Below are 22,925 nucleotides of genomic sequence, written 5' to 3' on the forward strand. Positions count from 1 at the left end.
TCGACCAGAGTTTTCTTGCTCCCCAGGCTCCCATGCTCACATGGTCTTCCTGAAACCCGGATGTGGGAATCGAGTCGGCAGAGGCCGGATGCGCAAGGGTCTTGTTCTCTGAAGCCAGTGCGGCAGCCGTGTACTGCCAGATCATGTATCCGGAATTGAGACCTTCTTCTCCGTTTGTCAGAAAGGCGGGCAGATCATTTAGCTTTGGATTTACGAGTCTGTCTATTCTTCTCTCAATCATATTACCGAGGTCTGTAAGAGCTATTGAGAGGAAGTCTGCCACTAGAGCTACGGGCTCCCCGTGGAAGTTGCCTCCGGAAATCGCGTCCCCGTTTTCGAATATCAAAGGATTATCGGTCGCCGAGTTGATCTCGGTCTCAAGGACGGTTTCTGCGTATTCGATGGTATCCTTCACCGCTCCGTAAACCTGAGGGATAGTCCTGAGCGTGTATGCGTCCTGAACTCTATCGCAATCGAGATGAGAAGTCCTTATCTCACTTCCCTCGAGAGACTCTCTAAGCTTTTTCGCAACATATGTCTGACCGCGATGAGGTCTTGCTTTGTGAACTCTCTCGTCAAATGGAGAGGTACTGCCCATCAGCGCATCGACGGACATCGCAGCTACAAGGATAGCTTGATCGAGTAGCCTCGACGCAGTATAGGTTGAGCACCCGGCCAATCCGGCCATCAGGGCGGTTCCATTCAGAAGGCTGAGGCCTTCTTTGGCCTTCAAAACAAGCGGTTCAAGGCATTTGCTGGCAAGAGCCTGCGAGGAAGAAACGAGCTTTCCGTCAACGAGGCAGTCCCCCTCACCAATAAGCGTCATCGCTATATGTGCCAAAGGGGCAAGATCGCCGCTCGCTCCAACGGAACCCTTTGCCGGGACAATCGGTACGATTCCATTATTTAGCAGATCGAGAATTCTCTGAACCACACACTTTCTAACTCCTGAATAGCCCTTCAGGAGTGAATTGGCTCTAACCAACATTATCGCTCTGACATGTTCTTCTTTCAGTGGTTCGCCCACTCCGGCCGCGTGAGAGAGAACGATATTTCTCTGCAGTGCGTCCAGGTCTTCCGGGGAGATCCGATGATCGGCCATAACTCCAAATCCCGTATTCACGCCGTAAATCGTCTTCTTCATGCTATTCGTTTCCAGAGATTCTCTTCTTTCATCGAGGAGTTTGGCAGAGAGTTCATTGATTGAGCAGAACTCATTTCCGAATGCTACATTGTAGAGACCAGAGAGTGTCAAATGTTCTCCATCGATTTGCACCTACCCACCTCCAGAGAGAGTTATCAAAATTGAAGAGTATGTTCGATCTTTCATCATCAGGCAGTCTCCATCAGAAAAAGACTTACCACAATCGCTCTATCTAACCCACTCGAGGCCCGGAATTTCGACCTTCTTCTCGAGTATGCTGAAAAGCTTTGTGAAGAAGAGAACCACAACGAGATAAATAACGCCAACCACGAGATAGACTTCGAAAAACTGGAAGTTTCTAGAAGCTATGAACTTTGCCTGGGCCATAAGTTCCGGTGCTCCAACTATATAGGCTAGAGAGGTGTATTTCAGGAGGTATATGAACTCATTTGTCCACGCCGGGATAACTCTTCTAAACGCTTGGGGCATAATAATCTGCATTATCGCCTGCCACTTTGTCATTCCAAGGGATCTTGCGGCTTTCATCTGGTTCCCCGCAATGGACTGAATAGAGCCTCGCAAATACTCTGCTTGATAACATCCGCTGTTTATTGCGAAACCGATTATCGCCGCGGTGAAAGGCGTTAGGTTCATTCCAAGGGGCGGAAGGCCGTAGTACAGAATAAACAGCTGAACAAGCAGCGGAGTTCCCCTGATCACTTCAATAATCGCCGTAGAAATAGCATAGAAGAACTTGTTTCCATATACTCTTGCGATTGCAAGAATCACCCCAATTACAAAGCCTATGACCACGGCTATAAGAGTCATTTCCAGCGTTACGCCGAGCCCTTCAAGGAGTTTTGGCCAGTGGTTGACAACGATCTTCCAGATTCTCTCCAATTCATTCACTCCCCGTACAGCTCGTTGAGCTTAAAGAGGAATTCCTTTGTGCGAGGGTTCTTGGGGTTCTTGAACATCTCTTCCGGAGAACTCTGCTCGACTATGTGACCGTGCTCCATGAAGATGATCTCGTCCGAAACGGTTCTGGCAAATCCCATTTCGTGAGTGACTACCAGCATCGTCATGCCGCTTTCAGCCAGATTCTTCATGACTGAGAGGACCTCGCCGATCAGTTCTGGATCGAGTGCAGAAGTCGGTTCGTCGAAGAGGATAATCTTCGGTTGCATGGCAAGCGCACGTGCTATCCCGACTCTCTGCTTCTGACCGCCAGAGAGCTGAGCAGGATACAACTTCGCTTCCTTCTCGAGCCCAACTCTTTTCAGCTCCTCCATTGCAAGGTCCTTTGCTGCGCTCTTTTCCATCTTCTTGACTTTTGTCAGGCCGACCATAACGTTTCTGAGAGCTGTAAGATGATTGAACAAGCCGAAATCCTGGAACACAAACCCTATCTCCTGACGAATCTTGTTTATGTTCTTTGCAGAAGTGATCTCTTCATTTTCAAGCCAAATTCTGCCGTCGTTTGGAGAGACTAGCATGTTGATACAGGCCAGGAGAGTGCTCTTTCCGGTTCCGCTCGGGCCGATTATCACTTTGGTCTCTCCCTCTTTCATTTCGAAAGATACACCCTTAAGGACTTCATTATCGCCAAAGGATTTCTTCAGGTTCTCGACTCTTAGCACGACTTTATCGTTGGTCATCTTACCGTCTCCTTTATATCGAATCCGGGTACTGCAAGGCGTTTTTCCACGCTTCCCAAACTCTTGTTAATAACGATCGTAACGACGAAGTACATTGCGGCCACTGTGAGGTAGATCAACATGGGCTCATACTTCGTGGCAATAATGTATCCTCCCTGACGGAGAAGCTCTGTAACTCCTAGAGCGTATGCCAGCGAGGAGTCCTTCAGTACGATGGTGAACTCGTTTGTCCAGGGTGGAAGAGCGATCCTCACAGCCTGGGGAAGTACGACATTGATGAATCCATTAAAATTGGTCATTCCCAATGATCTCGCAGCTCTCATCTGAGTAGAACTTACGGAGTTTATAGCTCCCCTGAAGATCTGGGACTGATAGGCAGATGATCGGAAGCCAAGCCCGATTACGACCGCGGCAAAGGGAGAGAATCTTATTCCAATTCTAGGAAATCCGTAGAATATGAGAAAGAGGATCACAAGTTCAGGGATGCTCCGCAGAACCTTTTCGTAGACCGCGATGAATACCTTAAGCCATTTATTGCCGTACACTTGACCAAAAGAAATGGGGAGGGCCAGAATCAGGCCCAACCCCAGAGTTAGAAACGTTATTTGAAGTGTTACCCACAATCCTCTCAGAAGTGCGGGCAAAGAATCGACTATTAATCCGAGTTTATCTATGGCTACCTCCGCCCTTCAATCAGAAGTGCTTTAGATTAAGTTCGTTCAGTTTTCCGGATTCTTCGAGCCTGGAAATCCCTTCGTTGATAAGCTCAAGAAGCTCCTTGTTAGCCTTGTTTACTGCTATTCCGTAATCCTCGTAAGTCTTGATTATAGCCACGATTTTCACTGGTCTGACCTCAGCGAAGCTTTCAGCAACCGGTGCGTCCAGAACTATCGCATCTACATTCCTGTTTACAAGGTCAGTCATGGCGAGAACGTAAGTGTCGTACCTCTTGAAATCGCCTGTGAGGATCTTCGTTTCAACAAGATTTTCCTCTACCCAGATGTCTCCGGTCGTACCTGTCTGTACCCCTATGTTATGTTTGCCAAACAACACAGTGACGCTCATTTCGCTGTCTTCTCGAACGACTACGCTCTGATCTGCTGTCCAGTATGGCTTCGAGAAAGAGACAACCTCTTCTCTTTCATCTGTAATAGTCATTCCGGAGATAACGATATCGAGGTTTCCCGACACGAGCGCGGCAATAAGTGAATCAAAGCTCATATCTCTGATCTCGACTTCAAAGCCCATCTCCTCTGCAATAGCGTTGATTAGGTCGATGTCGAAGCCTACAAACACCCCGTTTTCCACAGACTCGAAAGGCGGAAAGTCAGCGCTCGTTCCGACAACGTATTTTGCTCCAAAGGCAAAGCCTCCCAAAATCACCAGAGCAAGCATTACTAGCAATGTTTTCTTCATGATACCCCTCCTTAAACTGAAGATGAATTGATTGTATATCCATTAGCTTTCAATACTGAGAACCTGACTTTCTTCTTGCGCTATGGGTTCAATACGAAATAGAACCACCGCAGTTGAAAATCGATCGCCCGGGCTTTCAAAATCCGTTTTCGAGCTCGACTGTTGTCATCAACGGGTACCGAAACGGTGCCGAAAATCAGAGTGCGCAGCGGATCGCTCATTGATATTATACTCTTTAGCAACACTTGAGCCAAAAAACAGCTGTTAATATAGAGATGGTGATTATCATGAAATTAGGTATAGCATTGAGCGGGGGTGTCGACAGTGCCGTCGCGGCCGCTCGGTTAATTAGACAGGGAAACGATGTAATTGGTTATCACATGATCGTTATTCCGGGCAGTTCACTCGATAACCCGGCTGTACAAGAGGCAAAAGGCGTTGCCGAACACCTCGGAATAGAGCTGGTGATCGTGGATCTAAGAGAAGAATTCGAATCGATTCTCGAATACTTTGTTTGTTCGTATATGAGGGGAGAGACGCCCAATCCGTGCGTGGTTTGCAACGATTCGATAAAATTCGGGTTGCTGCTGGAGAAAATGAGCTCGTTTGGAGTTGAAAAGATAGCGACCGGCCATTACGCGAGATTGGTCGCGCACGATAATGAGTTATTCATTGCGAGAGCTCTTGATAATTCAAAGGATCAGTCGTATTTCCTCTCGCGAATCAGGAAGAGCAAGCTCGGGAGAATTCTCTTCCCTCTAGGCGACACGACAAAAGTGGAAGTGAGGCAAGAAGCCAGTCGGCTTTCTCTTCCCGTTCATTCAAAGAAGGACTCTCAGGAGATTTGTTTCATACCTCACGGGGATTACAGAAGCTTTCTCAAGTCTCGTGGCGTGAAGGATGAACCGGGGCCTATTGAGGATGAAATGGGTAATCTTCTGGGAAGACACACCGGGCTTTTCGGCTATACGATTGGGCAGCGAAAGGGGATCGGCATTTCGAGCGAGGGACGCTATTACGTGAAGAGGCTCGATACTGATAAGAACAGGCTTGTCCTCTCACAGAGGGAGAGATTAGTGTCCTACTCTCTCACGGGAAGAGATCTTAATTGGTTTGTTGATCCGGCTGAAGCGTTTGATTGCGAGTGCAAGATTCGGAGCTCGATGAGGTCCGTTTCTGCAAGAGTATTCTTAATCGGTGACGATAGAGTCAGGGTAGACTTCCCCGAAGGAGTTTGGGCGGTTACACCGGGACAGCTTGCGGTATTCTATGTCGATGATTTAGTAGCCGGCAGCGCCTTTATTGAAGGAAATAGCGTTCTTGAAAGTGAAGACGACACGTGATAGAATTCTCGAGACAGGAAGTAGTTCAGTTGGTAGAACGCTGGTTTCGGGAACCAGAGGTCCGGGGTTCAAGTCCCCGCTTCCTGACCAGAGCAGGCCCATCGGGGTCTGTTTCTTTTTTGTGAGGACCAGGGGCAATCTCCTTACTCTCCAGATGATCGTTTGTTTGAGTTGATCTGCTAGAATGTTCTTACAGAGAGTAGTTCTCTTTGTCTTCTCCTCTGATCGATCGATCTGGAGGTGGAACAAATGAAAAGGATAGTGTTCCTATTTCTGTTATTCTCTCTTCTCTTAACCCCAACTGCTTATTCGAGAACACTTGAATTCAAAAGCTGGCAAATATGGGATTTCAGCTACAACGGCATTCATCAGGTTTGTTGCTCTGTCAGCGCCAAAGACGGCGATGTTCCGGTTACGGGACTCTCAATCGAAGACTTCGCAATAACCGAGACTCTCGTTGACGAGTTTGGGAATGTCTTGTCAAAAGCCGAAATTGCTCCGTATCAGAGAGAAGACCAGTTTGGTGGCATCGGATTCTGGGAAAGATCAGTATCTTCCTCGAAAATCGACCTGGTCTTCCTGATCGATAAGACGGGCTCAATGGCGGGTCAAATCGAGTCGATCAAGTCAGAACTGAAGGAATTCGTGAATCGACTCGAAGACGATTCATGTGATTTCAGGGTGGCGGTTTTGCTCTTTGAAGCATCGTCACTGGAAGAGCCTGGAAGAAAATCACCGGACCATCCGTTCCATGGAGTTATGGAAAGGGACGAACTCCTTCTCGCTATCGAGGAAATCGAAACGGCCGGCGAATGGCACATAAACACCTGGAGTTATGACGCAATACTCTTTGGCAGTCAGCTTGACTTCAGAGAAGATTCAAGGGCAGTTATCGTTGTGATTACCGGAAGTGCCGTAAAGCCCCTTGCTTCAGCTATGGGGATATAAGGCACAACCGATTAGAAAACTGAAGTTTTTCAATCGGCTTAATTCTTCTATTGGTATTAGATAGTGTAATATGGTCTAGTACATGTATGAACACTAAATTTAAGTCGAACAACAATGTTGTACACTCTTGCAAGTACCATATAGTCTGGTGCCCTAAATATCGTAGGAAAGTTTTGGTTGGTGATGTAGAACTACGATTAGAGGAGTTGATTGTAAGTATCTGTGCCGAACGTCAAGCAGAAATCATCGAAATGGAAATCATGCCTGACCATGTTCACTTGCTTGTCGAAGTAGACCCGCAATATGGAGTCCATAAACTTATTAAAGCAATTAAAGGACATACTTCACGGATACTCAGGCAAGAATTTAAACACCTGACGACGAAATTGCCTACACTTTGGACAAACAGTTATTTTGCTGCTACAGTAGGCGGTGCGCCACTTTCCGCAATTAAACAGTATATCGAAAGCCAAAAAACTTCGCAAAGGGGGTGAAAAAGTGCAAATCACCGTCAAAATTAAATTAGAGCCGACTAGAGAACAGGATACTCTTCTTCAAGCAACAACTCAAGAAACTCCTATCCTGGAGTTCCCCCTTTTGGCAACGAACTCTCCTGGCTAAATTTCAGATCGTCTCAATCCGCTTCCAGACGAGGCAAGTGAACAACTGAAGTTATGTGGCCTCTCGCTTTGCTTTTTTTTGTTTCCTCCAAAGTGCCGTGGAGAGGTTCGCATCGATTCGATGGAGGCCCGCGTTATGTGGAGCTTTCGAAAACAGGCTTATATCGAGGTCCTTAAAGTTTCTTGGCAGTCCTAGTGTTCGTCTGAGCAAATGAACACGCCAAAGGCAGCTTACTGTTTTCGAGGAAGGTTCTGAGCTCAGACTATTGGTTCATGCCGGCGGAATTACTCCGATCGAAGTCAATGGAAGCGGTGCTTTGTGACAGTGACTCGATTCGGAGGTCTTTTCATATGCTAATATTTACAGAGGAGGGAGAAAATGAGAAGGACCTTAATTTTGATTGTCTTGCTTGCCGGAGTGTTTGTATGTGCAAGTTATTCGATTTCCGAATTGGAGAGATTTCACAAAGAAGACCCACAAAACATCGATCTTGCCATCGAGCTGGGAATTGCTTACCACGATGCCGGTCTGGAAGGTGACAAAGATTCCGTCACGAAGGCTATCAGAATCCTCGAAGATGTTCTCAAAAGAAGAGACCTGGGACTGGCCAGAGCTTATCTTGGGTCCTCATTCCTCCTCAGAGCGAGAGATGACTGGAACCCCTTTGGAAAGCTGTTGAATCTGAACCAGGGGATCGATCACCTGGATAGGGCAGTGGAAGGGAATCCTGACGATATCTTAATAAGAGTCATAAGGGCTAACGCTTACGCGAATATACCGGCTTTTTTCGGAAAGCTAGATGTAGCCATTTCTGATTTTGAGATCATAGTTCAGGTTTTAGCTGAGGAAGGCTTGAGTATAGAGATACAGCTGAACGCGAGGCTTAAGCTTGTTCAGCTTTATATGCGCAATGGCATGAACGATAAAGCTGCAACTCATTACGAGTGGTTGAAGGAAAACGCGCATGATTCTCAAGCAACGATTATGGCTGGTGAGGAGTTGGAAAGATGATTAGGGAAGTAGAAATCAAGAACCTGCCTTCAAGATTTGCGGAGATCTTCTCCGAATGTCTGGGAAGACCGGAGCAGTCCGAAGAAGTATTGAAGATGTATCGGGCTCCAGAGAGAAGACTCTTTGCTATGAGGCAGGGAGAAAGCATAGTTGCTGTAGCCGGTTTGAAGCTCCATGAGCTTGAAGAGCCCGAGCTTCTACATCTTGCTGTCAGGAAAGACAAGCGAAGGAGAGGCTTCGGCCGCACTCTCAGAAAGACAATGATAGATGCCTTTATCATAGATACTCTTGCAGTGTGGACAGACGAGGATGCCGTCGGTTTTTATGAGAAGATAGGATTCAATATTGTGAATGAAATCCAGACTCTGAATGGACTGGTTCGCTACAAACTCCGATTTTCTCGCGCTAAATCCCGTGGGAGGCAAGAAACGTGAAGATCCTATTCCTAAATAGACTTGACAGATACTGGGAAGGAAAAGTAGATGAGCTTGCGAGAGCATTTCCCGAACATTCTTTCATCTCGTACTCCAGCAACAGTGATCCGAAATCCCATATTTCCGATGCCGAGGTAATAGTAAAAGGGAATCTTTCGCAAGCCGACCTTGATAAGGCTAGAAATCTCAGAATGGTTGTGGTCCCTNNGGCGTTGATGGTCTGCCTCTTGAGCGGTTAAGAGAACGTGGCGTCATTGTTTCAAACACCCATGAGAATGCCGAGGTCGTTGCTGAAAGAGCCGTAGCTCTGGCCTTAGCTGTTACGGGAAGAGTGGTCGAACTTCATAACGATCTTGCTCAGGGAGTGTGGTTGGGTCGGCCATCCAATAAGGAGGCGACCTGGTACTCCATCATCGGGAAGCGGTGCTCTATTCTCGGCCTAGGCAGAATTGGGCAGGCGATAGCAAAACTGATCAGCGGCTTTGAATGCGAAATAACGGGATTCAAGAGAACGCCTGGCAGCGGGTTCCCTTACGTGAAGAGAATAACAGACGATATTTACGATGCCGTTCGAGCCGGAGATCTTGTATTCGTTGCTCTTCCGCTGACGAAAAAGACGGCAGGGATCATCGGTTCCGATCTGCTAAGTCAGATGAAGGACAAGTACCTGGTCAATGTGAGCAGGGGAAGAGTAATTGAGGAGCAGGCTCTGTATGATGCTCTGAAAAGCGGAACTCTCGCCGGCGCGGCAATAGATGCCTGGTACGAGTATCCCTCAAGTGATCGGCCCGCAACACTTCCATCGAGATATCCAATTCATAGATTTTCCAATGTCGTCATGTCACCGCACGTCGGAAGCTGGTCGGTGGAGAGTATGCAGTCAATGGTGAATGGCGCGTTAAAGAACATCGAGAGTTTTCTTCTTAAAGGAAAGCCGGAGGAAGAGATCGATCTTGACGAATTGTATTAGCCGCTTGAAGAAGTGAAGTCGCGGTCTCTTCAAAGAGCACGTTGTGGCTGAAGAGAAATCCTGTGTTAAAATCTGGTTGAGAAAGTTTTTCGAAGAGGGGTGTCCATAAGTGCCTTTGATGAGAGGTCCCAGCTTTGGTCTTTCCAAAAGATTGGTTGGCTTTGCTGCTAAACTATCCGGTCTTGCCGTCGTTGTTATTTCTGTCGTTCTGATTCTTCTTATGGGTGTTCTGCTTTCATTTGCCGAGATAGCCAGGGGAAGAAGGGAGTTTTCGGACAGGCTTTTGAGACAGGCAAGATTTGTCCACAGCGGTCTCAATTTGGACGAGCTTTCGAGGCTTTCAGGGAGCATAGATGATCTGGACAGGCCTGAATACTGGAGACTCAAGAGCCAGCTGGAGCAAGTAAGTGCGCTATTTCCTCAATACCGCTTCATCTACCTAATGGGACAGAAGGAATCTGGAGAATTGTTCTTTTTCATTGATTCCGAGCCTCCCGGTTTAGGTGACGAATCTCTTCCGGGAGATATATACGCCGATGCTACTGAGTACGATTTTGAAGTCTTCAGGGAGAAGAAGGCCAGAGTGCTGCCAGTAATTACTGACAGCTGGGGAACATGGGTATCGGTAATGGTTCCCGTAATTGATGAAAATTCAGGCAGACTCCTTGCCGTACTCGGGATAGACGTTGAAGCCAACGACTTCCGGAAAGGGATTTTATCATATGCGATTAAGCCCGTAGTTTTCTCTCTGGTTCTGATATTGATGGCGATACTTTCGGGATTCTTCATCATCCGCAAGGACAAGCTGCCACAAGAGAAGAAGGAAAAGAGAGTTCAGAGGTACCTTGAGGCTATCGCCTTTGCCGCATTTGGAGTCGCTGTCACCATCATGGTCTCATCTCTAGTTCATGACAGACAGGAGGCAGCGCGAAATGACGCCTTTGCAGATCTGGCCGCGACTCATGTAACTTCGCTTTCCAGGGCGATGAAGAATATTGAAGACTTTCAGGTCGAGGCTCTTGCCAGGTTCTTTGAGTCAAGCAGCTTTGTTTACAGGCAGGAGTTCTTGAACTACGTAGGTTCACTCTCGAAAAACAACGAACTGATTTCATGGTTCTGGATTGAGAGGGTTTCGCCGGGCGAGATAGAGTCGTTCGAAGAAAGTATCAGAAGTGAAGGCTTTCCGGACTTCTTCGTCTGGGAACCCGGTGAATCTGGCGGAAAGGAAAGAGTTCTGGATCGCGAGTCATATTACCCGATACAGTACATTGAGCCTCTAGAGAGCAACAGAAATCTGCTGGGGTTAGACCTGGGATCTCTCGAGTTGGTCGGGGAAGCAATTGAAAAGGCAGCTGCTTCAAAACTGATGTGGGCAAGCGATCCTGTCGTCGTTCCGACGGACGAAGAGAAAGGTCTCCACTTCTTTGTCTTCAGACCGATTGTCGAGGAGAGACCGCAGGGTCAAACTGGATTCGTAGGGGCTATCTTTCATTCACAAGCGTTTCACAGTGCCGTTCCGATTCTCCCCAGTAATGGAGATCCAACAGTTATTTTGGGGCTTTATCAGATCGACTCGGACGGAAATCCAGTACTGCTGTTTTCCTCGGCGCAGGAATCTGGTTTACATGTACATGAGTCTGCGGAGGCTTCCATATGGCACTATCCGGAAAATGAACAAAACATCGCCCTTCCGGTAATGCTGTTCGGGCGGCTTTTCGTTATTGTTGCCCATCCAGGGCCGGATTTCAGCGTCGTGTACCCCATGAACTACTGGATCTTCATCCTCGCGATCGGACTGACTGTAACTCTGTCGCTTGCGGTTCTGATCGGGTCACTGGGTAATAGAAGCTTCCATCTTGAAAGAGAAGTCGGAAAACGTACCGAAGAGCTAAGAGAGAGTCTGGAGACTGTTTCAAAAACGATGGAGGCATCGGTGAACGTTCTCGCTTCGGTCGTAGATCTCAGGGACCCTTATACCTCAGGTCATCAAAGGAGAGTCGCAGAGCTTTCTGTTGCAATCGGCAAAAAGCTGGGATTCGAAGAGAACAGGCTTACGGGACTGAGGCTTTCGGCGATGATTCATGATGTGGGAAAGATACAGGTTCCCGCGGAGATACTCAACACACCAAGAAAGCTGACCAATCTCGAGTTCGATTTGATCAAACTTCACCCGACGGCGGGATGTGAGCTTTTCAAAGATATCGAATTCCCCTGGCCGGTGGCAGACGCAATCTTGCAGCATCACGAGAGACTTGACGGAAGCGGTTATCCCGAAGGAATCTCGGGGGATCAGATTATTCTCGAGGCTAGAATAATAGCCGTTGCCGATGTTGTGGAAGCGATGGCGTCTCACAGACCGTATAGGTCTTCACTCGGTCTTCAGGCGGCGCTTGATGAGATCAGAAGCGGTAAGGGAAAGCTCTATGATGCAAGAGTCGTAGATGCCTGTCTCGAGCTGTTCGATGAAGGGTTTAACTTCACTGAATGATTTCAACTCCGCATTGGTGTAATGCATCATAATTAAATCTACTCAAGAGAGAGTGGTATCGACTTTTCAAGCCTGTATGTTAATATATGAGAGCTTGGCACTTATGAGATACTCGACTCTTAAATAATCACAAGCTTCTTCAGGAGAAAAAGATGGTAGATCTAGCTATCGCGCTCAGAGTGATAAGAATAAGACACTGGATAAAGAACCTGTTCGTTTTTGCTCCGCTGATATTCTCTTCGAGTCTTGTCGACCCAAACTCTCTTCTGAGAGCTACGCTGATCTTCGTTGCATTTTGCCTCGTTTCAAGCAGCGTCTATATTTTCAACGACATCAAAGACCGTGAAAGCGACATGCATCATGCCAGAAAGAAGAATAGGCCGATTGCTTCCGGTGAGATCAGTGTGAGAGATGCAGCAACAGTCGCAGCAGTGATGAGTGTTGTTGCGGTCCTGATTGCTCTCTTTCTTCCATACCTTGCTCTTGTTTTCCTACTTCTCTATGTTGTTGAGAATATCTTTTATACTCTGAAGGGCAAGGAGATCGTATTGATTGACGCCTTCTGCATATCTGCGGGATTCGTGATAAGAGTAATGGCAGGGGCTTACGCTATCGATGCAACTCCTACAGGATGGATAGTGGTTACAACCTTCTTTCTCTCGCTCTTTTTGGGTTTTGGAAAGAGGAGAAACGAGCTGCTTTCACTTAAAGAAGAAAGCAACAATCACCGAAAGGTTTTGAGCGTTTACGACGACAGATATCTAGACTACCTTATGGTTGCTACGGCCTCTGTTACTATCATCGCCTATACTCTCTACTGTCTTGATCCGGCGACGATTGTGAAATTCAGTACTGATAAGCTTGTCTACACTGTGCCTTTCGTAACCTATGGGATGTTTAGATACCTCCTTCTCCTTTTCAAGAATGGAGAGGGCGACCCGACGGAAGTCGTAACAAGAGACAGAGGAATAGCGGTTACCGTTGTTTTGTGGTTAGTATCTGTTATGCTGGCAATCTATCTGCCAATCTGGTTGTAAAGAGGGACGAATTATGAGTTTTACTGAGGCCATGATACTTGTCGTTGCAATAGTCTTCAACGCCGGAGCAAATGTCCTGTTGAAATACGGGATGCAAAATGCGCCTGACATAAACACCGTTGGACTTAAGGGGATGCTTATAAATTCAATCACAAACATCAGCGTCTGGCTGGGACTTTTCTCATTCGGAGTTGCCTTCATTTTCTACAGCGTAGTTCTGACGAAGATGAAACTGGGAGTTGCCTATCCGATAATGACGAGTGCCGGGTTCGCGATCGTTACCGTTGCGGCGGTTTTCCTGTTTGACGAAAGACTCAGCGCAATGAAGCTCATGGGAATAGCCGTCATTGCGGTAGGGATTTGGTTGGTTGCGATAGCGAAATAGCGGAGGTAGAAGATGAAAAAGACGAAAGTTGCGATTTTAAAGACTAGACCGGAGACTGTCCTGGATGACTATAGAAGGCTTGCAAAACTTGCCGGTATGAAAGAGGCTTTGGACGTAAGTGCCACGACAATCTTGAAGGACAACATTTCCTGGCATCTTCCAATGCCAGGCGCCAATAGCACGCCGTGGCAGCTAGAAGGCGTGGTGCTCGCACTGAAGGATGAAGGCATGAACGACATCGTTTCGGTAGAGAATAAGACTGTGGTTACGAGGCCGAAGTACGGAGAGAAACAGAACAAGTATGACATCGTCTATGAAAAATACAATATCCCCGTCCTGTATAACTTCGAACCGAAAGACATGTCATGGATTGAATATACGCCAAAAAGCAAACTGACGGTTCTGCCTAAGATCTTTCCCGAGGGAGTGAAGCTTCCTGACTACTTCTTCGGCAAAAACATAATTCAGCTTCCGACGATGAAGTGCCACATCTATACGACGACCACAGGCGCGATGAAAAACGCATTCGGCGGTCTCTTGAACGTGAAGAGGCATTACACTCATTCATGGATACATGAAACTCTGGTTGACTTGCTGAAGATACAGAAGGAGATTCACACAGGGTTGTTTGCCTTAATGGATGGAACGACTGCGGGAAACGGACCCGGTCCCAGAACACTGATCCCGGTGAAGGCAGACTACATACTCGCCAGTGAAGACCAGGTCGCTATTGACGCGGTTGCGGCGAAGATGATGGGCTTCAATCCGATGGACTTGAAATACATAAGGCTGGCCGATGAAGAGGGCCTTGGGAACGGCAGGCCTGAGAACATAGAGTTGGTCGGGGACGATGTGTCTGGAGTGAACCTGCAATTCCATGTGGGAGACAATTTTGCCAGCAGAGTCGGTGATCTGCTCTGGTTCAGCCCATTGAAGGTCTTTCAGAAACTCTTCTTCCACACGCCGCTTGTAAAAGTCTTTGTGGCCGCTTCAGATACCTATCACGATAAGCACTGGTGGAAGAAGCACGGTGTTCGGATTTTCGAGGAGTGGAAGAAAGAGAGCCCCTGGGGCCGTCTGTGGGAGAGCTATTGATAGAGAATTCACTATGGGAATGAAAGCTTGAGTGGGGGAATCATGGCCGATTATCACTTGAAATTCGCCCTGAGTTCGAAAGCAAGACGAGGCGCAGTGGTTTTTCTGTTTGTCTTTGTTCTGTCATACGTTTTCACCTCTGTCAGTGTCTGGACGACAGACAGCAGATTCATAACAGTGTCGAGATTCATCAGGGTATACGGTCACGAAAATCTAATCAGGGGAACGGGTTACGCTCCGGAGCAATATCGCTTTGGTGGATTTTATCTTGTGGAATACTTCTTCAAATACATTCCTCTGAAATGGTATGACGTATATAACAGCAGTCTCTCCGATTTGCTTACGAGCGAAGAGACCTGGACAGAAGAGATGCAGAAAACCGTGGACAAATTCTTCCCCCAGGATGACAGGGAAGAGATGATTGGCGAGATTCAGAGGGTGATTGACGAGACTCTAGAATCCTTCTTCCCGGGCAATGCTTTTGTTCAAAATCTTCTGCGGGGTATGATAGACGGTCTGCAATGGCAGAGCTATTTGACGAATGTCGAAGAGACCCTGCTCACTCTCGGAGAGATGATACCGGAAAATATCAGGAATCATTTGCTTGAGGACAGCGAAGAAACAAGACTCGTGAACGGATATTTCACGTCGAGATTCTTCCTCTTCATGATCCTTCTGACGATCATCTACTTCCTGTGCAGAGAGTTCCTGAACCCCGGCCAAGCGCTCTTTGGGGTTGTTCTCTTCACTGCTCTTACGCCGTTTGCTCTTCAGGACTTTTTGCAGGCGGAGACTCTGCTTTCACTGTTGCTGTTTACAGCGATGATTCTAATAACAAAGAGAGACGGCAGCAGGCTCATTCTAATTCTGATAACAGTATTGTGCTGTACCGCAAGAACGGATCATGCGCTGTTTGGCGCTCTAATATACGCTTCGTTAAGAGGAATAGATTCGTTAAGAAGGAGGGAGTGGTCGAAGGCTGTCTACGCCGCTCTGCTTCTCTTCATCCCGCTTGTTGCGACAATTCTGATTAGCGGGCTTCTCTTTCCCGAGGCAGAGTACTATGTGGATGTCTTTCAGCTTGAGTTCAATTTGACGCATGTTTGGAACCTGGTTTTTCCTCTTGTCTTTCTTTTGCTGCCTTTTGCTTTCATCTATCAGATCAAAGAGTTGACGTTCTACAGGAGAACGTGGTTCTGGATGCCACTGTTTATCGGAATGAACTTTGTTGTTGGAAAGACTGCGGAAGTGAGGCTTTTTCTTCCGGTGATAATCTACTCCATTCCTCTTATAGTTAGGGGTGCAATGCTGGCAATCGGCGTTGATTCGGTTGGCTTTTCGGATTCTAGAGAGTCTTAGGGATCTGGACAACAACGCGCTTGATTAATGGAACTCTTGATACAGGTTTGAGCAGATAACTGAGAAGGACAAGCAATGTTTCTTACGATCGATGATATGATTTTGACATTGGCGATCTCCTTTTGGAAACGCCGTCGGGGGGATTAAGTGTGAAAGACAAGAGAACCATACAGCGAGGGATTTTTCTGTTAATTATCTTCGCGTTACTCTCCTACATTTTCACATCAATGACCGTCTGGACAACCGACGGGAAGTATTTGCTCGTATCCAGGTACTTAAGAATTAACCAGCATGACAGAGTGGTTTCCGGAGAGAATTTCGCGCCTGATCAGTATAGATTTGGCAGCTACTACCTTGTCGAGAATTTCTTCAAATACTTTCCGATCAAGTGGCTGGATGAAAACAGCGAAGAGCTTTCGAGTATGTTGTTGTCGGCCGATTATTGGACGTCTGAAAAGAAGAGCATGGTTGATGCCTATTTTCCACTGGATGAAAGGGAGAGCCTTGTCTCTGACGCTGAAAAGGCTATTGCCGAGTTCGTTGACTCCGTTGCAGGGAACAGCATTCTCCTGAGCAATGCACTCAAAGCAATGNNTTGCCGGGCTGAAGTGGCAGGAGTACATTACCGATCCTGCAACCGCGGCGCTTCTAATTGGAGAGAGACTGCCCGAAGATGTCAAAGCTGCACTAGATCCGTCTAGCGAAGCGAATCGTATTCTTAATGGGCACATCACGGCGAGATTCTTTTTCAACCTGTTAACGTTGCTGCTTCTTTATGCGTTCTGCCGAATCTTCTCTTCACCTGTAGCATCGTTACTGTCTGTGGTATCATTTCAGGCCATAATGCCGCTCACTACGATGTACTTTGGATGGGAGACTTTTCACGGCCTTGCTCTTTTTGTAGGCGGGTTGCTCGTAATTGCCAGAAACGGCAGATTCTTTCATTTGTGTTTGTTGATTACGCTGGGTTCTCTTTTCAGAGCTGACCATATGGTATTCCTCCCCTTGATATATCTTCTGTACAATTTCAGAGGCGACATCTCAGGCAAGATTAAATTGAGGCTTATGTTGAAAAGCTTCATTGCCGGCTCGATTCCTGTACTGCTTATGTATATATTCAGCACTGTTCTCTTTCCTGATGCCAAATACTCGGTCGATCTGATACAACTTGGCTATAACATTGGTTACTTCTGGTCATGGATCTATCCTCTTGTGTTTCTCTTCATTCCACTGCTATTCGTGAGAGAGATAAGAGATATCGATTTCTTCAAGAGAACGTGGTTCTGGGTACTCCCGTTTGTCGCTATGAATTTCGTGGTGGCAAGAACCGCTGAAGTTAGGCTATTCACACCAGTACTGGCGTTCATGACCCCTCTTGTAGGTGTTGGGTTGCTCAGACTTCTTGCTTCTGAGACCAGAGGTTCCGTTGAAACCGAATGAGGTATTCAGTCTTGGCCGGGACGATCTCCGCGGGTACTTCGCTTGGCTGCCGTAAAGGCTTTGTGTTTCAATTGCTTTTCGGAGAGTGAATTCCTATTCAGTCATGGCATAATTCATATATGAACAAAAGGAGGTTTGTCTGGATGAAACGACTTCTGCTTTGCCTCATGATAGTGGTTTCGGTTTTGCTTTCTGCGAATAGCGGTCTTTTCCTTGGTTTCTTTCCCTCCCTTTCTCTCAACAACTTTGCTGTGCACGACAGGGACTACAAACCTACCTTTGAAGATCTGCGGAACAACTTTTCTTATCCTCCGTTTGCCCTTGCGGGCATTGAGTTTTCCGGTGATTCATATCGCGCGCTATTCAGGCTTGATTTCAGGCAAGATATAACGTCGTTTCTTCGCGGCAGGAGTTGGTCGAATTTCCCCATCAGATACAATTCGAATACCCTGTATATAGATACCGATCTGCCTAGAGTTGGTTTCGCCGAGTTTCAAAACGATCTCTTGAGGTTTTCTGCCGGCAAGAGAAGCCTTCATATTGGTCCCGCTGCGTACAACTTCGTACTCTCCGATGCGGTGCCCTTTTTCGAGCACATTTGGATTGACTTCTCATCGGACGTACTGTCAGGGAAATACTTCTACAGCTTCTTCGTAATCTCTTCGGATCGTTCGATATTCGACAGTCCCCGGACTCTTATCGGCCACAGCATAGGGTATCATGGTGAGTCTACAAGAGTCGGTTTTGTCGAAACGAACCTCATCAGCAACACCTATCCAGACCTTAAAGACATGAGCCCTTTCGTCATATTCCACAACAACTATGCCAAGAACTCAAACGTTAATGCAGGGTTATTCTTCGAGAAGGGCATTGGAGATCTGGGCTTGTACGGAATGCTCTACACAGACGACATCCTTATTCCGGGAGATAGAACCAGCAATCCGACTTCTTTAGGCTGGTTTCTTGGTGGAGAGTATGGCATAACCGGTGGAGAAAACTATAAGGGACCTATGCTATGGGACAATCAGTATGCTCTCAGAGAACAGACTCTCTTTGAAGAGTCTGGGGGTATGAAGATAAGGTATGAGCACTACCATAGCACGCCTTATTTGTACAATAGGAGCTTCGAGGAAGGAAAGCACATCAACCCAATCCGTTTCAACGCTGATGATATTGAGGGCGGGGGTTATCTTGTGATTAATGGGTTCTTCGGTTTCCCATACGGACCTGACGTATCTCTGGACCTTATAGCTGTGACTTTCGAAACTCGCAGAGTGCTCTCAGAGCTTCGTCTTGAGTACATAAGACAAGGTTCTTACCGAATCGACGATTATTACGGCGAACCATTTGAATTTGATTGGTATAGACTTGCCGAACCGATTACCAGAAGTGCCAAAGTAAGTCTTGACTTTCATTACAGCCCGGATGAGAATCAGGAGATATTCCTCTCAGCGTCGGCTCTAATAGGTAACAAGAATGAGTTTTGCTTCAAGATCGGCTACGGAAGAGTTTTGCGCTTCCTTAGATTCTAGTTAATTCGGAGAGGCTCATTCTCTGCAAGAAGCAACTGAGAGCTTCTCGTTGTCTTTTGCAAACCAGTGTTCTTCGAAGATCCTCAGGTCGTCACATAGAGAAGATCTGAAGGCTTCGTCACAGGAGCCAAAGAAATCGATGGGGCTTACCGAGATGAACCCTTTGTCGACATTTACAAAGTCAAGGTCTTCATCGTGAGAATCGTGGAGGATCTCCTTTCGCATCCAGAACTCCTCCTCACCCCATTCATTTACTTTTTTCTCAAACCAGCGTCTCTTTATGAGACCACCAGGTCTTGTGCAACTGATTCCCCGGATCTTGTCTCTAGGTATCGCAGGCACGTTAACGTTAAGAACGGTATGCTTCGGAAGCTTCTTCCAGTCATACTCTCTTACGAAACTTTCAGAGAAGTCCACAGCTGCCAGAAAATCTGGATTCTCCTCGCTAACCACGGAGATTGCCATGGCAGGTATCCCATGTACCCTGGCTTCCAGTGCTGCAGATAATGTTCCCGAGTACCTGATGTCAACCCCAAGATTCTGGCCATGGTTTATGCCGCTTAGCACAAGATCAAACCTGTCAATGCCGCTGATCGTTGCAGCAGCAACCACACAGTCTGCTGGAGTTCCGCTCGTGCAGAAGGAGGAGACGTTCTCTATTGTTTCCCTCTCTCTTATCCGTACCGGCGTCAACCATGTAATTGAGTGACTTACGCCGCTCCGGTTGCTTTCGGGGGCAACTATTATCACTTCGTGAGACCTTGAGAGTCTCTTCGCGAGTGACCTTATTCCAGTCGCCTGGATTCCATCATCGTTAGTCAAAAGTATTTTCAAAAGAATTCACCACCATCTATATTGTATCGTAAATGAAGGATTCTTTCCTGAAAGCCGCGAGTGAAGCTCAGTCATATTCTATTCCCTGATCACGTAGATTCGAGCTGTAAATGAGCTTCAGTGAGCTTCTGAAGAAAAGAAGGAGAGGAATAACCCCGATTACCGAGGCCGCTCCGAATAAATTCCAGGAGGTGTAGAAGCTCCTTACTTCACCCACGTAACTGTAGATCTTGAGAGAGAAAGGCATGAGTTCCTGACTGTTTAGAAGGATTAGCGGCATGGAGAAGGAATTGAATGCTGAGACTAGAGTGTACATGAGTAGTCCGCCGATTATGGGCATTGAAAGAGGAATAAGAACTCTCAATAAGTAGCCGGTTTCCGATAATCCCTCGAGGAGAGAGACTTCCCGGAGCTCTCTCGGGACAGAAGAAAAAAAGCCGCCCAGCAGCAAAATAGTTAGCGGCATTGCCTGAATACATACAACCATCCCAACTCCGAACAAGCTGTTCACGAGGGCCAACTTGTCGAATACAAAGTACATAGGGAGTAACGTATGCATTCCGTTGTAGAGGCTTCCGAAGAGAATCACTGAAGCTACAATCCTCACAAATATGTTTCTCTTCAAAGAGAAGAGATAGGAAAAGGGAACTCCAGCCAGAAGAACGATCACAAAGGCCCAAAAAGCGATCTTCAGAGTATTGAATATGTTGCCCGGGAGTCCGTCGGAGATCACTTTGCCGTAGTTTGCCAGTGTCAGTTCGGAGATTGAAGGCACAATGTCCGAATCGGAAGCGAAGGAGAGAAAGAGTATGTAGATCACTATCACTGCGGTGGGAACCAGACAGACAATAAGAAGCGCTCTCTTAAGCCATCCGGGAATGGAAAAATCGAAGTGAGGAAATCTGTATCTTATAGACAGAAGGATCATAGGCACGCTTAGAAGGGTGGCCGGAATGACGCCACTGATACCATTTTGAGCAACGCTCAGAATGAATATGACGACTTCGTATATCAACAGAACTCCCACTAGCCGTCTGAACGGCTTCCTGAAGCGGGGTATTATTAGCGGGAGTATCGAATATCCGGCAACAACGGGAAAAACGAGCCAGTTCCAGCCTGCGAAAAGCCCCAGAAGAATGTGTGCCGCGCTGCTGAGATAGAGAACCCGCCTGTGTCTCTTCGGCACTTCTCCTCGAGAAAAGAGCGCGCCCAGGATCCATATGAGTGCGAATACTCCTACGAATACCGCGTAAGCGGAGAGAAGTCCGTAATCCTTTGCCGTATTGAATTTCCTGAAGAGAACGATTCCGAGAAATGAAGTTGAACCGGTCAAGGTATGCGGAGTGAATCCCTCAGGCAGCAACGGACCGTTTCCGGTCATAAGAAAGACAGATGTGAACTCCTTCATCGATCTGGCAAGTTGAAACAAGAAGTACGGAATCAATAGATATCTTATCTCTCCAAACAGAATAGAGGCGGTTGTGAGATCTCCCGCACCGTCTATTTTCATTACATCATCCAGTTCCTTTGAAACTCTCCCTAGCATCCCGAGAATTATCATGGTCGAGAGAGGTATCGAAAGCCAGACGCTTACAAGTAGGGAAGAAAGAAATGCGTGAAGGGGGTTGAGAGTCACGTCAATACTTGTGCCAAGAAGGGTATTCAACAAAGAGTACCCTCCGTATCCCTGAACAAAGACCCTCCATCCGGACACCGTTATGAATGATGGTATAAACCAGCCTATACCCAAGAGCAGAAGAGCAGACTTGCTGTACCTGGTAGCTTTTCTCAACCTGAGCGCGATTAAGAAGGAGATTGAGACCTCAATTGCCGATTTCAGTGTCGACCAGAGGGCCGTCAGTTTCAGCGAGAGTTTGAAACCGGAATCTCTTAGCACAATCTCGTAGTTTTTCAGACCGGAAAAGACAGGTTCCGTCTGAAAGATGCCAAATTCAGTCAATGAGACATACAGAGCCCAAACCGTAGGAGCGATAGTCACGATTGCTAGAATGAAGGTAATAGACAAACCCATAGACCACTTCCTTCTCACTATAAGAGGAAGCAGTCCAAGGGTAAAGAAGATCGGTATCACGACCGACATACTAACTACCGGACAGAGTCAATGTAGGATTGTGCGCCCGTTAAGGCCTGATCGACGGTCATAGCTCCACTGAATATTGCCTGTAAAGCGGGTTCCAGAGCCTCAAACAACAGTGTCTGATATCCTGGAATATTTGGCATGAATTCTCCTTTATTGACGATTTCTCCAAGCTCTGGAAGCCAGCCTGACCCAAAAAGCGGGTACTTGTCGCATTGTATGAAGAACTCTTCGCTCTGCTCCCCAAGGAAGGCTATGAAGCTCATGCACTGTTCATAAGTATCGCTGTTGAAGAGAGCAAAACCTTTTGAATCGATAACTCCTCTTACCTCTATCCCCTGTAGATTGGGAAAGGGAAGCATTGCGAATCTAGGGCCCTTCTCTCTGAACTTCTCCGCCATATAGCTGCCTTGAAGCATCACGCCAATCTTTCCCTGTCTGAAAAGCCCATTCATGGCTGCCCTTTCAAGTCTGGAGATCACACCTGAATCGAAATAGCTCTTCACGATCGATACAGTCTCCTTGCTCTCGGGACTTCCGATCTTCAGAGCAGCCCTCTCCTCTCCGCTCAGAAGTGCCGAGACATAGGGAAACATTATGTAGGGTGACGTGAAATCGAATGCAATAGGATAGTCGACTATCCCTGTGAGCTTCTCCTTTATTATCTCGAACTGTACGAAGTCGAAGTCGTCTTCGAGATTCAAGCCTGCTTCTTCAAAGGCATCCAGATTGATGAAGGCGACTTGACTGTCTGCATAGTAGGGAACAGCGCTGACTTCACCGTTCCAGGTGAAGGCACTCAGATATCTCTCGGGGTAGTCTCTCAGCACAGATTCCGGGATAGGCAGATTCCTTTTCGAGGCTGCCACGTCGCCGACATAAGTATCCTTTATCATCACAGCATCAGGCAAGTCGCCTGTCTTCAAGCTCACATTGAGTTTCTCCTCGATCTTCGGGAAGTAGACAATCTCCACCGGAATACCCGTCTTTTCTGAAAATCTACTGGCCGCTGCCCTGTAGAAATCCTCTCCTTCCCAGCTCACCCAGAAGGTGATTCCAAATGTAAACGAGCAGAGCAGTATCACAAATAAGAATGTTGCCGTTTTTTTCAT

General features: G+C 47.1%; 21 protein-coding genes and 1 tRNA gene. 14 read left to right on the forward strand and 8 right to left on the reverse strand.

The genetic code is table 11. The features are described 5' to 3' along the window. The 5 genes from hutH to B3N33_RS04185 form a co-directional block, all read right to left on the reverse strand. The coding region (gene hutH, locus B3N33_RS04165; protein ID WP_292592243.1) for a histidine ammonia-lyase at positions 1–1,276 on the reverse strand (1,276 nt) is incomplete at its 3' end. 96 nt (positions 1,277–1,372) lie between these two features. Next, positions 1,373–2,044 (reverse strand): amino acid ABC transporter permease, encoded by a 672-nt coding sequence (locus tag B3N33_RS04170; RefSeq protein ID WP_300980089.1) that lies wholly within the window; start codon positions 2,042–2,044, stop codon positions 1,373–1,375. 5 nt (positions 2,045–2,049) lie between these two features. Continuing rightward, the gene (locus B3N33_RS04175; protein WP_099831111.1) at positions 2,050–2,802 is read right to left on the reverse strand and encodes an amino acid ABC transporter ATP-binding protein; all 753 of its coding nucleotides are present in this window, start codon (positions 2,800–2,802) and stop codon (positions 2,050–2,052) included. Further along, entirely contained in the window at positions 2,799–3,446 is a 648-nt protein-coding gene (locus B3N33_RS04180) for an amino acid ABC transporter permease (protein ID WP_099831112.1), read from the reverse strand. Before B3N33_RS04180 ends, B3N33_RS04175 begins: the two co-directional genes overlap by 4 nt. A gap of 49 nt (positions 3,447–3,495) precedes the next feature. Then, on the reverse strand, positions 3,496–4,218 hold the full coding sequence (locus tag B3N33_RS04185; RefSeq protein WP_292590186.1) for a basic amino acid ABC transporter substrate-binding protein: 723 nt from the start codon (positions 4,216–4,218) through the stop codon (positions 3,496–3,498). Between the two features lie 287 nt (positions 4,219–4,505). On the opposite strand from B3N33_RS04185, the gene mnmA reads away from it, so the two are divergent. The 14 genes from mnmA to B3N33_RS04255 all read left to right on the forward strand — a co-directional run bounded on the left by mnmA (position 4,506) and on the right by B3N33_RS04255 (position 18,881). Further along, positions 4,506–5,561 (forward strand): tRNA 2-thiouridine(34) synthase MnmA, encoded by a 1,056-nt coding sequence (gene mnmA / locus B3N33_RS04190; RefSeq protein ID WP_414674176.1) that lies wholly within the window; start codon positions 4,506–4,508, stop codon positions 5,559–5,561. Between the two features lie 14 nt (positions 5,562–5,575). Further along, positions 5,576–5,651: transfer RNA gene (locus B3N33_RS04195), tRNA-Pro, on the forward strand. A 159-nt stretch (positions 5,652–5,810) separates the two neighbouring features. Beyond that, positions 5,811–6,509: a vWA domain-containing protein gene (locus B3N33_RS04200; RefSeq protein WP_292592245.1), complete on the forward strand. Its 699-nt coding sequence runs from the start codon at positions 5,811–5,813 to the stop codon at positions 6,507–6,509. A gap of 86 nt (positions 6,510–6,595) precedes the next feature. Further along, positions 6,596–7,003, forward strand: a complete 408-nt coding sequence (gene tnpA / locus B3N33_RS04205) for an IS200/IS605 family transposase (RefSeq protein ID WP_213918636.1) — start codon at positions 6,596–6,598, stop codon at positions 7,001–7,003. Positions 7,004–7,508: 505 nt separating this feature from the next. Beyond that, positions 7,509–8,141, forward strand: coding sequence for a tetratricopeptide repeat protein (locus B3N33_RS04210; RefSeq protein WP_292590193.1), 633 nt, complete (start codon positions 7,509–7,511; stop codon positions 8,139–8,141). Continuing rightward, positions 8,138–8,575, forward strand: coding sequence for a GNAT family N-acetyltransferase (locus B3N33_RS04215; protein ID WP_292590194.1), 438 nt, complete (start codon positions 8,138–8,140; stop codon positions 8,573–8,575). Before B3N33_RS04210 ends, B3N33_RS04215 begins: the two co-directional genes overlap by 4 nt. Positions 8,576–8,906: 331 nt before the next feature. Then, positions 8,907–9,545, forward strand: a complete 639-nt coding sequence (locus tag B3N33_RS04220) for an NAD(P)-dependent oxidoreductase (protein WP_292592247.1) — start codon at positions 8,907–8,909, stop codon at positions 9,543–9,545. 118 nt (positions 9,546–9,663) lie between these two features. Further along, entirely contained in the window at positions 9,664–12,033 is a 2,370-nt protein-coding gene (locus B3N33_RS04225) for an HD domain-containing phosphohydrolase (RefSeq protein WP_292592277.1), read from the forward strand. Between the two features lie 152 nt (positions 12,034–12,185). Further along, positions 12,186–13,070, forward strand: coding sequence for a decaprenyl-phosphate phosphoribosyltransferase (locus B3N33_RS04230; protein ID WP_214060649.1), 885 nt, complete (start codon positions 12,186–12,188; stop codon positions 13,068–13,070). Positions 13,071–13,083: 13 nt separating this feature from the next. Next, complete coding sequence (locus B3N33_RS04235) at positions 13,084–13,455, forward strand: DMT family transporter (protein ID WP_099829356.1); 372 nt, start codon at positions 13,084–13,086, stop codon at positions 13,453–13,455. A 12-nt stretch (positions 13,456–13,467) separates the two neighbouring features. Continuing rightward, positions 13,468–14,550, forward strand: coding sequence for a DUF362 domain-containing protein (locus B3N33_RS04240; protein WP_292590197.1), 1,083 nt, complete (start codon positions 13,468–13,470; stop codon positions 14,548–14,550). 42 nt (positions 14,551–14,592) lie between these two features. After that, positions 14,593–15,909: a hypothetical protein gene (locus B3N33_RS04245; RefSeq protein WP_214060101.1), complete on the forward strand. Its 1,317-nt coding sequence runs from the start codon at positions 14,593–14,595 to the stop codon at positions 15,907–15,909. An 843-nt stretch (positions 15,910–16,752) separates the two neighbouring features. Beyond that, positions 16,753–17,349, forward strand: coding sequence for a hypothetical protein (locus B3N33_RS04250; RefSeq protein WP_292592248.1), 597 nt, complete (start codon positions 16,753–16,755; stop codon positions 17,347–17,349). Between the two features lie 143 nt (positions 17,350–17,492). After that, entirely contained in the window at positions 17,493–18,881 is a 1,389-nt protein-coding gene (locus tag B3N33_RS04255) for a hypothetical protein (RefSeq protein ID WP_214060103.1), read from the forward strand. 15 nt (positions 18,882–18,896) lie between these two features. On the opposite strand, the gene surE is transcribed toward B3N33_RS04255, so the two are convergent. The 3 genes from surE to B3N33_RS04270 all read right to left on the reverse strand — a co-directional run bounded on the left by surE (position 18,897) and on the right by B3N33_RS04270 (position 22,925). Continuing rightward, on the reverse strand, positions 18,897–19,715 hold the full coding sequence (gene surE / locus B3N33_RS04260; RefSeq protein WP_214060104.1) for a 5'/3'-nucleotidase SurE: 819 nt from the start codon (positions 19,713–19,715) through the stop codon (positions 18,897–18,899). A 67-nt stretch (positions 19,716–19,782) separates the two neighbouring features. Further along, on the reverse strand, positions 19,783–21,816 hold the full coding sequence (locus tag B3N33_RS04265; RefSeq protein WP_214060105.1) for an ABC transporter permease subunit: 2,034 nt from the start codon (positions 21,814–21,816) through the stop codon (positions 19,783–19,785). A gap of 5 nt (positions 21,817–21,821) precedes the next feature. Next, the gene (locus B3N33_RS04270) at positions 21,822–22,925 is read right to left on the reverse strand and encodes a sugar ABC transporter substrate-binding protein (RefSeq protein WP_214060106.1); all 1,104 of its coding nucleotides are present in this window, start codon (positions 22,923–22,925) and stop codon (positions 21,822–21,824) included.

Source organism: Mesotoga sp. UBA5825 (genome assembly GCF_002432955.1).
Classification (GTDB): Bacteria; Thermotogota; Thermotogae; order Petrotogales; family Kosmotogaceae; genus Mesotoga.

Bases quoted from the DNA above. Each gene is read 5' to 3' on its own strand.
- B3N33_RS04270 (WP_214060106.1), bottom strand. From the start codon at position 22,925: ATGAAAAAAACGGCAACATTCTTATTTGTGATACTGCTCTGCTCGTTT.
- B3N33_RS04225 (WP_292592277.1), top strand. From the start codon at position 9,664: ATGAGAGGTCCCAGCTTTGGTCTTTCCAAAAGATTGGTTGGCTTTGCT.
- B3N33_RS04215 (WP_292590194.1), top strand. From the start codon at position 8,138: ATGATTAGGGAAGTAGAAATCAAGAACCTGCCTTCAAGATTTGCGGAG.
- B3N33_RS04210 (WP_292590193.1), top strand. From the start codon at position 7,509: ATGAGAAGGACCTTAATTTTGATTGTCTTGCTTGCCGGAGTGTTTGTA.
- B3N33_RS04175 (WP_099831111.1), bottom strand. From the start codon at position 2,802: ATGACCAACGATAAAGTCGTGCTAAGAGTCGAGAACCTGAAGAAATCC.
- B3N33_RS04265 (WP_214060105.1), bottom strand. From the start codon at position 21,816: ATGTCGGTCGTGATACCGATCTTCTTTACCCTTGGACTGCTTCCTCTT.
- B3N33_RS04255 (WP_214060103.1), top strand. From the start codon at position 17,493: ATGAAACGACTTCTGCTTTGCCTCATGATAGTGGTTTCGGTTTTGCTT.
- B3N33_RS04240 (WP_292590197.1), top strand. From the start codon at position 13,468: ATGAAAAAGACGAAAGTTGCGATTTTAAAGACTAGACCGGAGACTGTC.
- B3N33_RS04250 (WP_292592248.1), top strand. From the start codon at position 16,753: ATGCCGCTCACTACGATGTACTTTGGATGGGAGACTTTTCACGGCCTT.
- B3N33_RS04235 (WP_099829356.1), top strand. From the start codon at position 13,084: ATGAGTTTTACTGAGGCCATGATACTTGTCGTTGCAATAGTCTTCAAC.
- B3N33_RS04200 (WP_292592245.1), top strand. From the start codon at position 5,811: ATGAAAAGGATAGTGTTCCTATTTCTGTTATTCTCTCTTCTCTTAACC.
- B3N33_RS04185 (WP_292590186.1), bottom strand. From the start codon at position 4,218: ATGAAGAAAACATTGCTAGTAATGCTTGCTCTGGTGATTTTGGGAGGC.
- mnmA (WP_414674176.1), top strand. From the start codon at position 4,506: ATGAAATTAGGTATAGCATTGAGCGGGGGTGTCGACAGTGCCGTCGCG.
- tnpA (WP_213918636.1), top strand. From the start codon at position 6,596: ATGAACACTAAATTTAAGTCGAACAACAATGTTGTACACTCTTGCAAG.
- B3N33_RS04245 (WP_214060101.1), top strand. From the start codon at position 14,593: ATGGCCGATTATCACTTGAAATTCGCCCTGAGTTCGAAAGCAAGACGA.
- B3N33_RS04230 (WP_214060649.1), top strand. From the start codon at position 12,186: ATGGTAGATCTAGCTATCGCGCTCAGAGTGATAAGAATAAGACACTGG.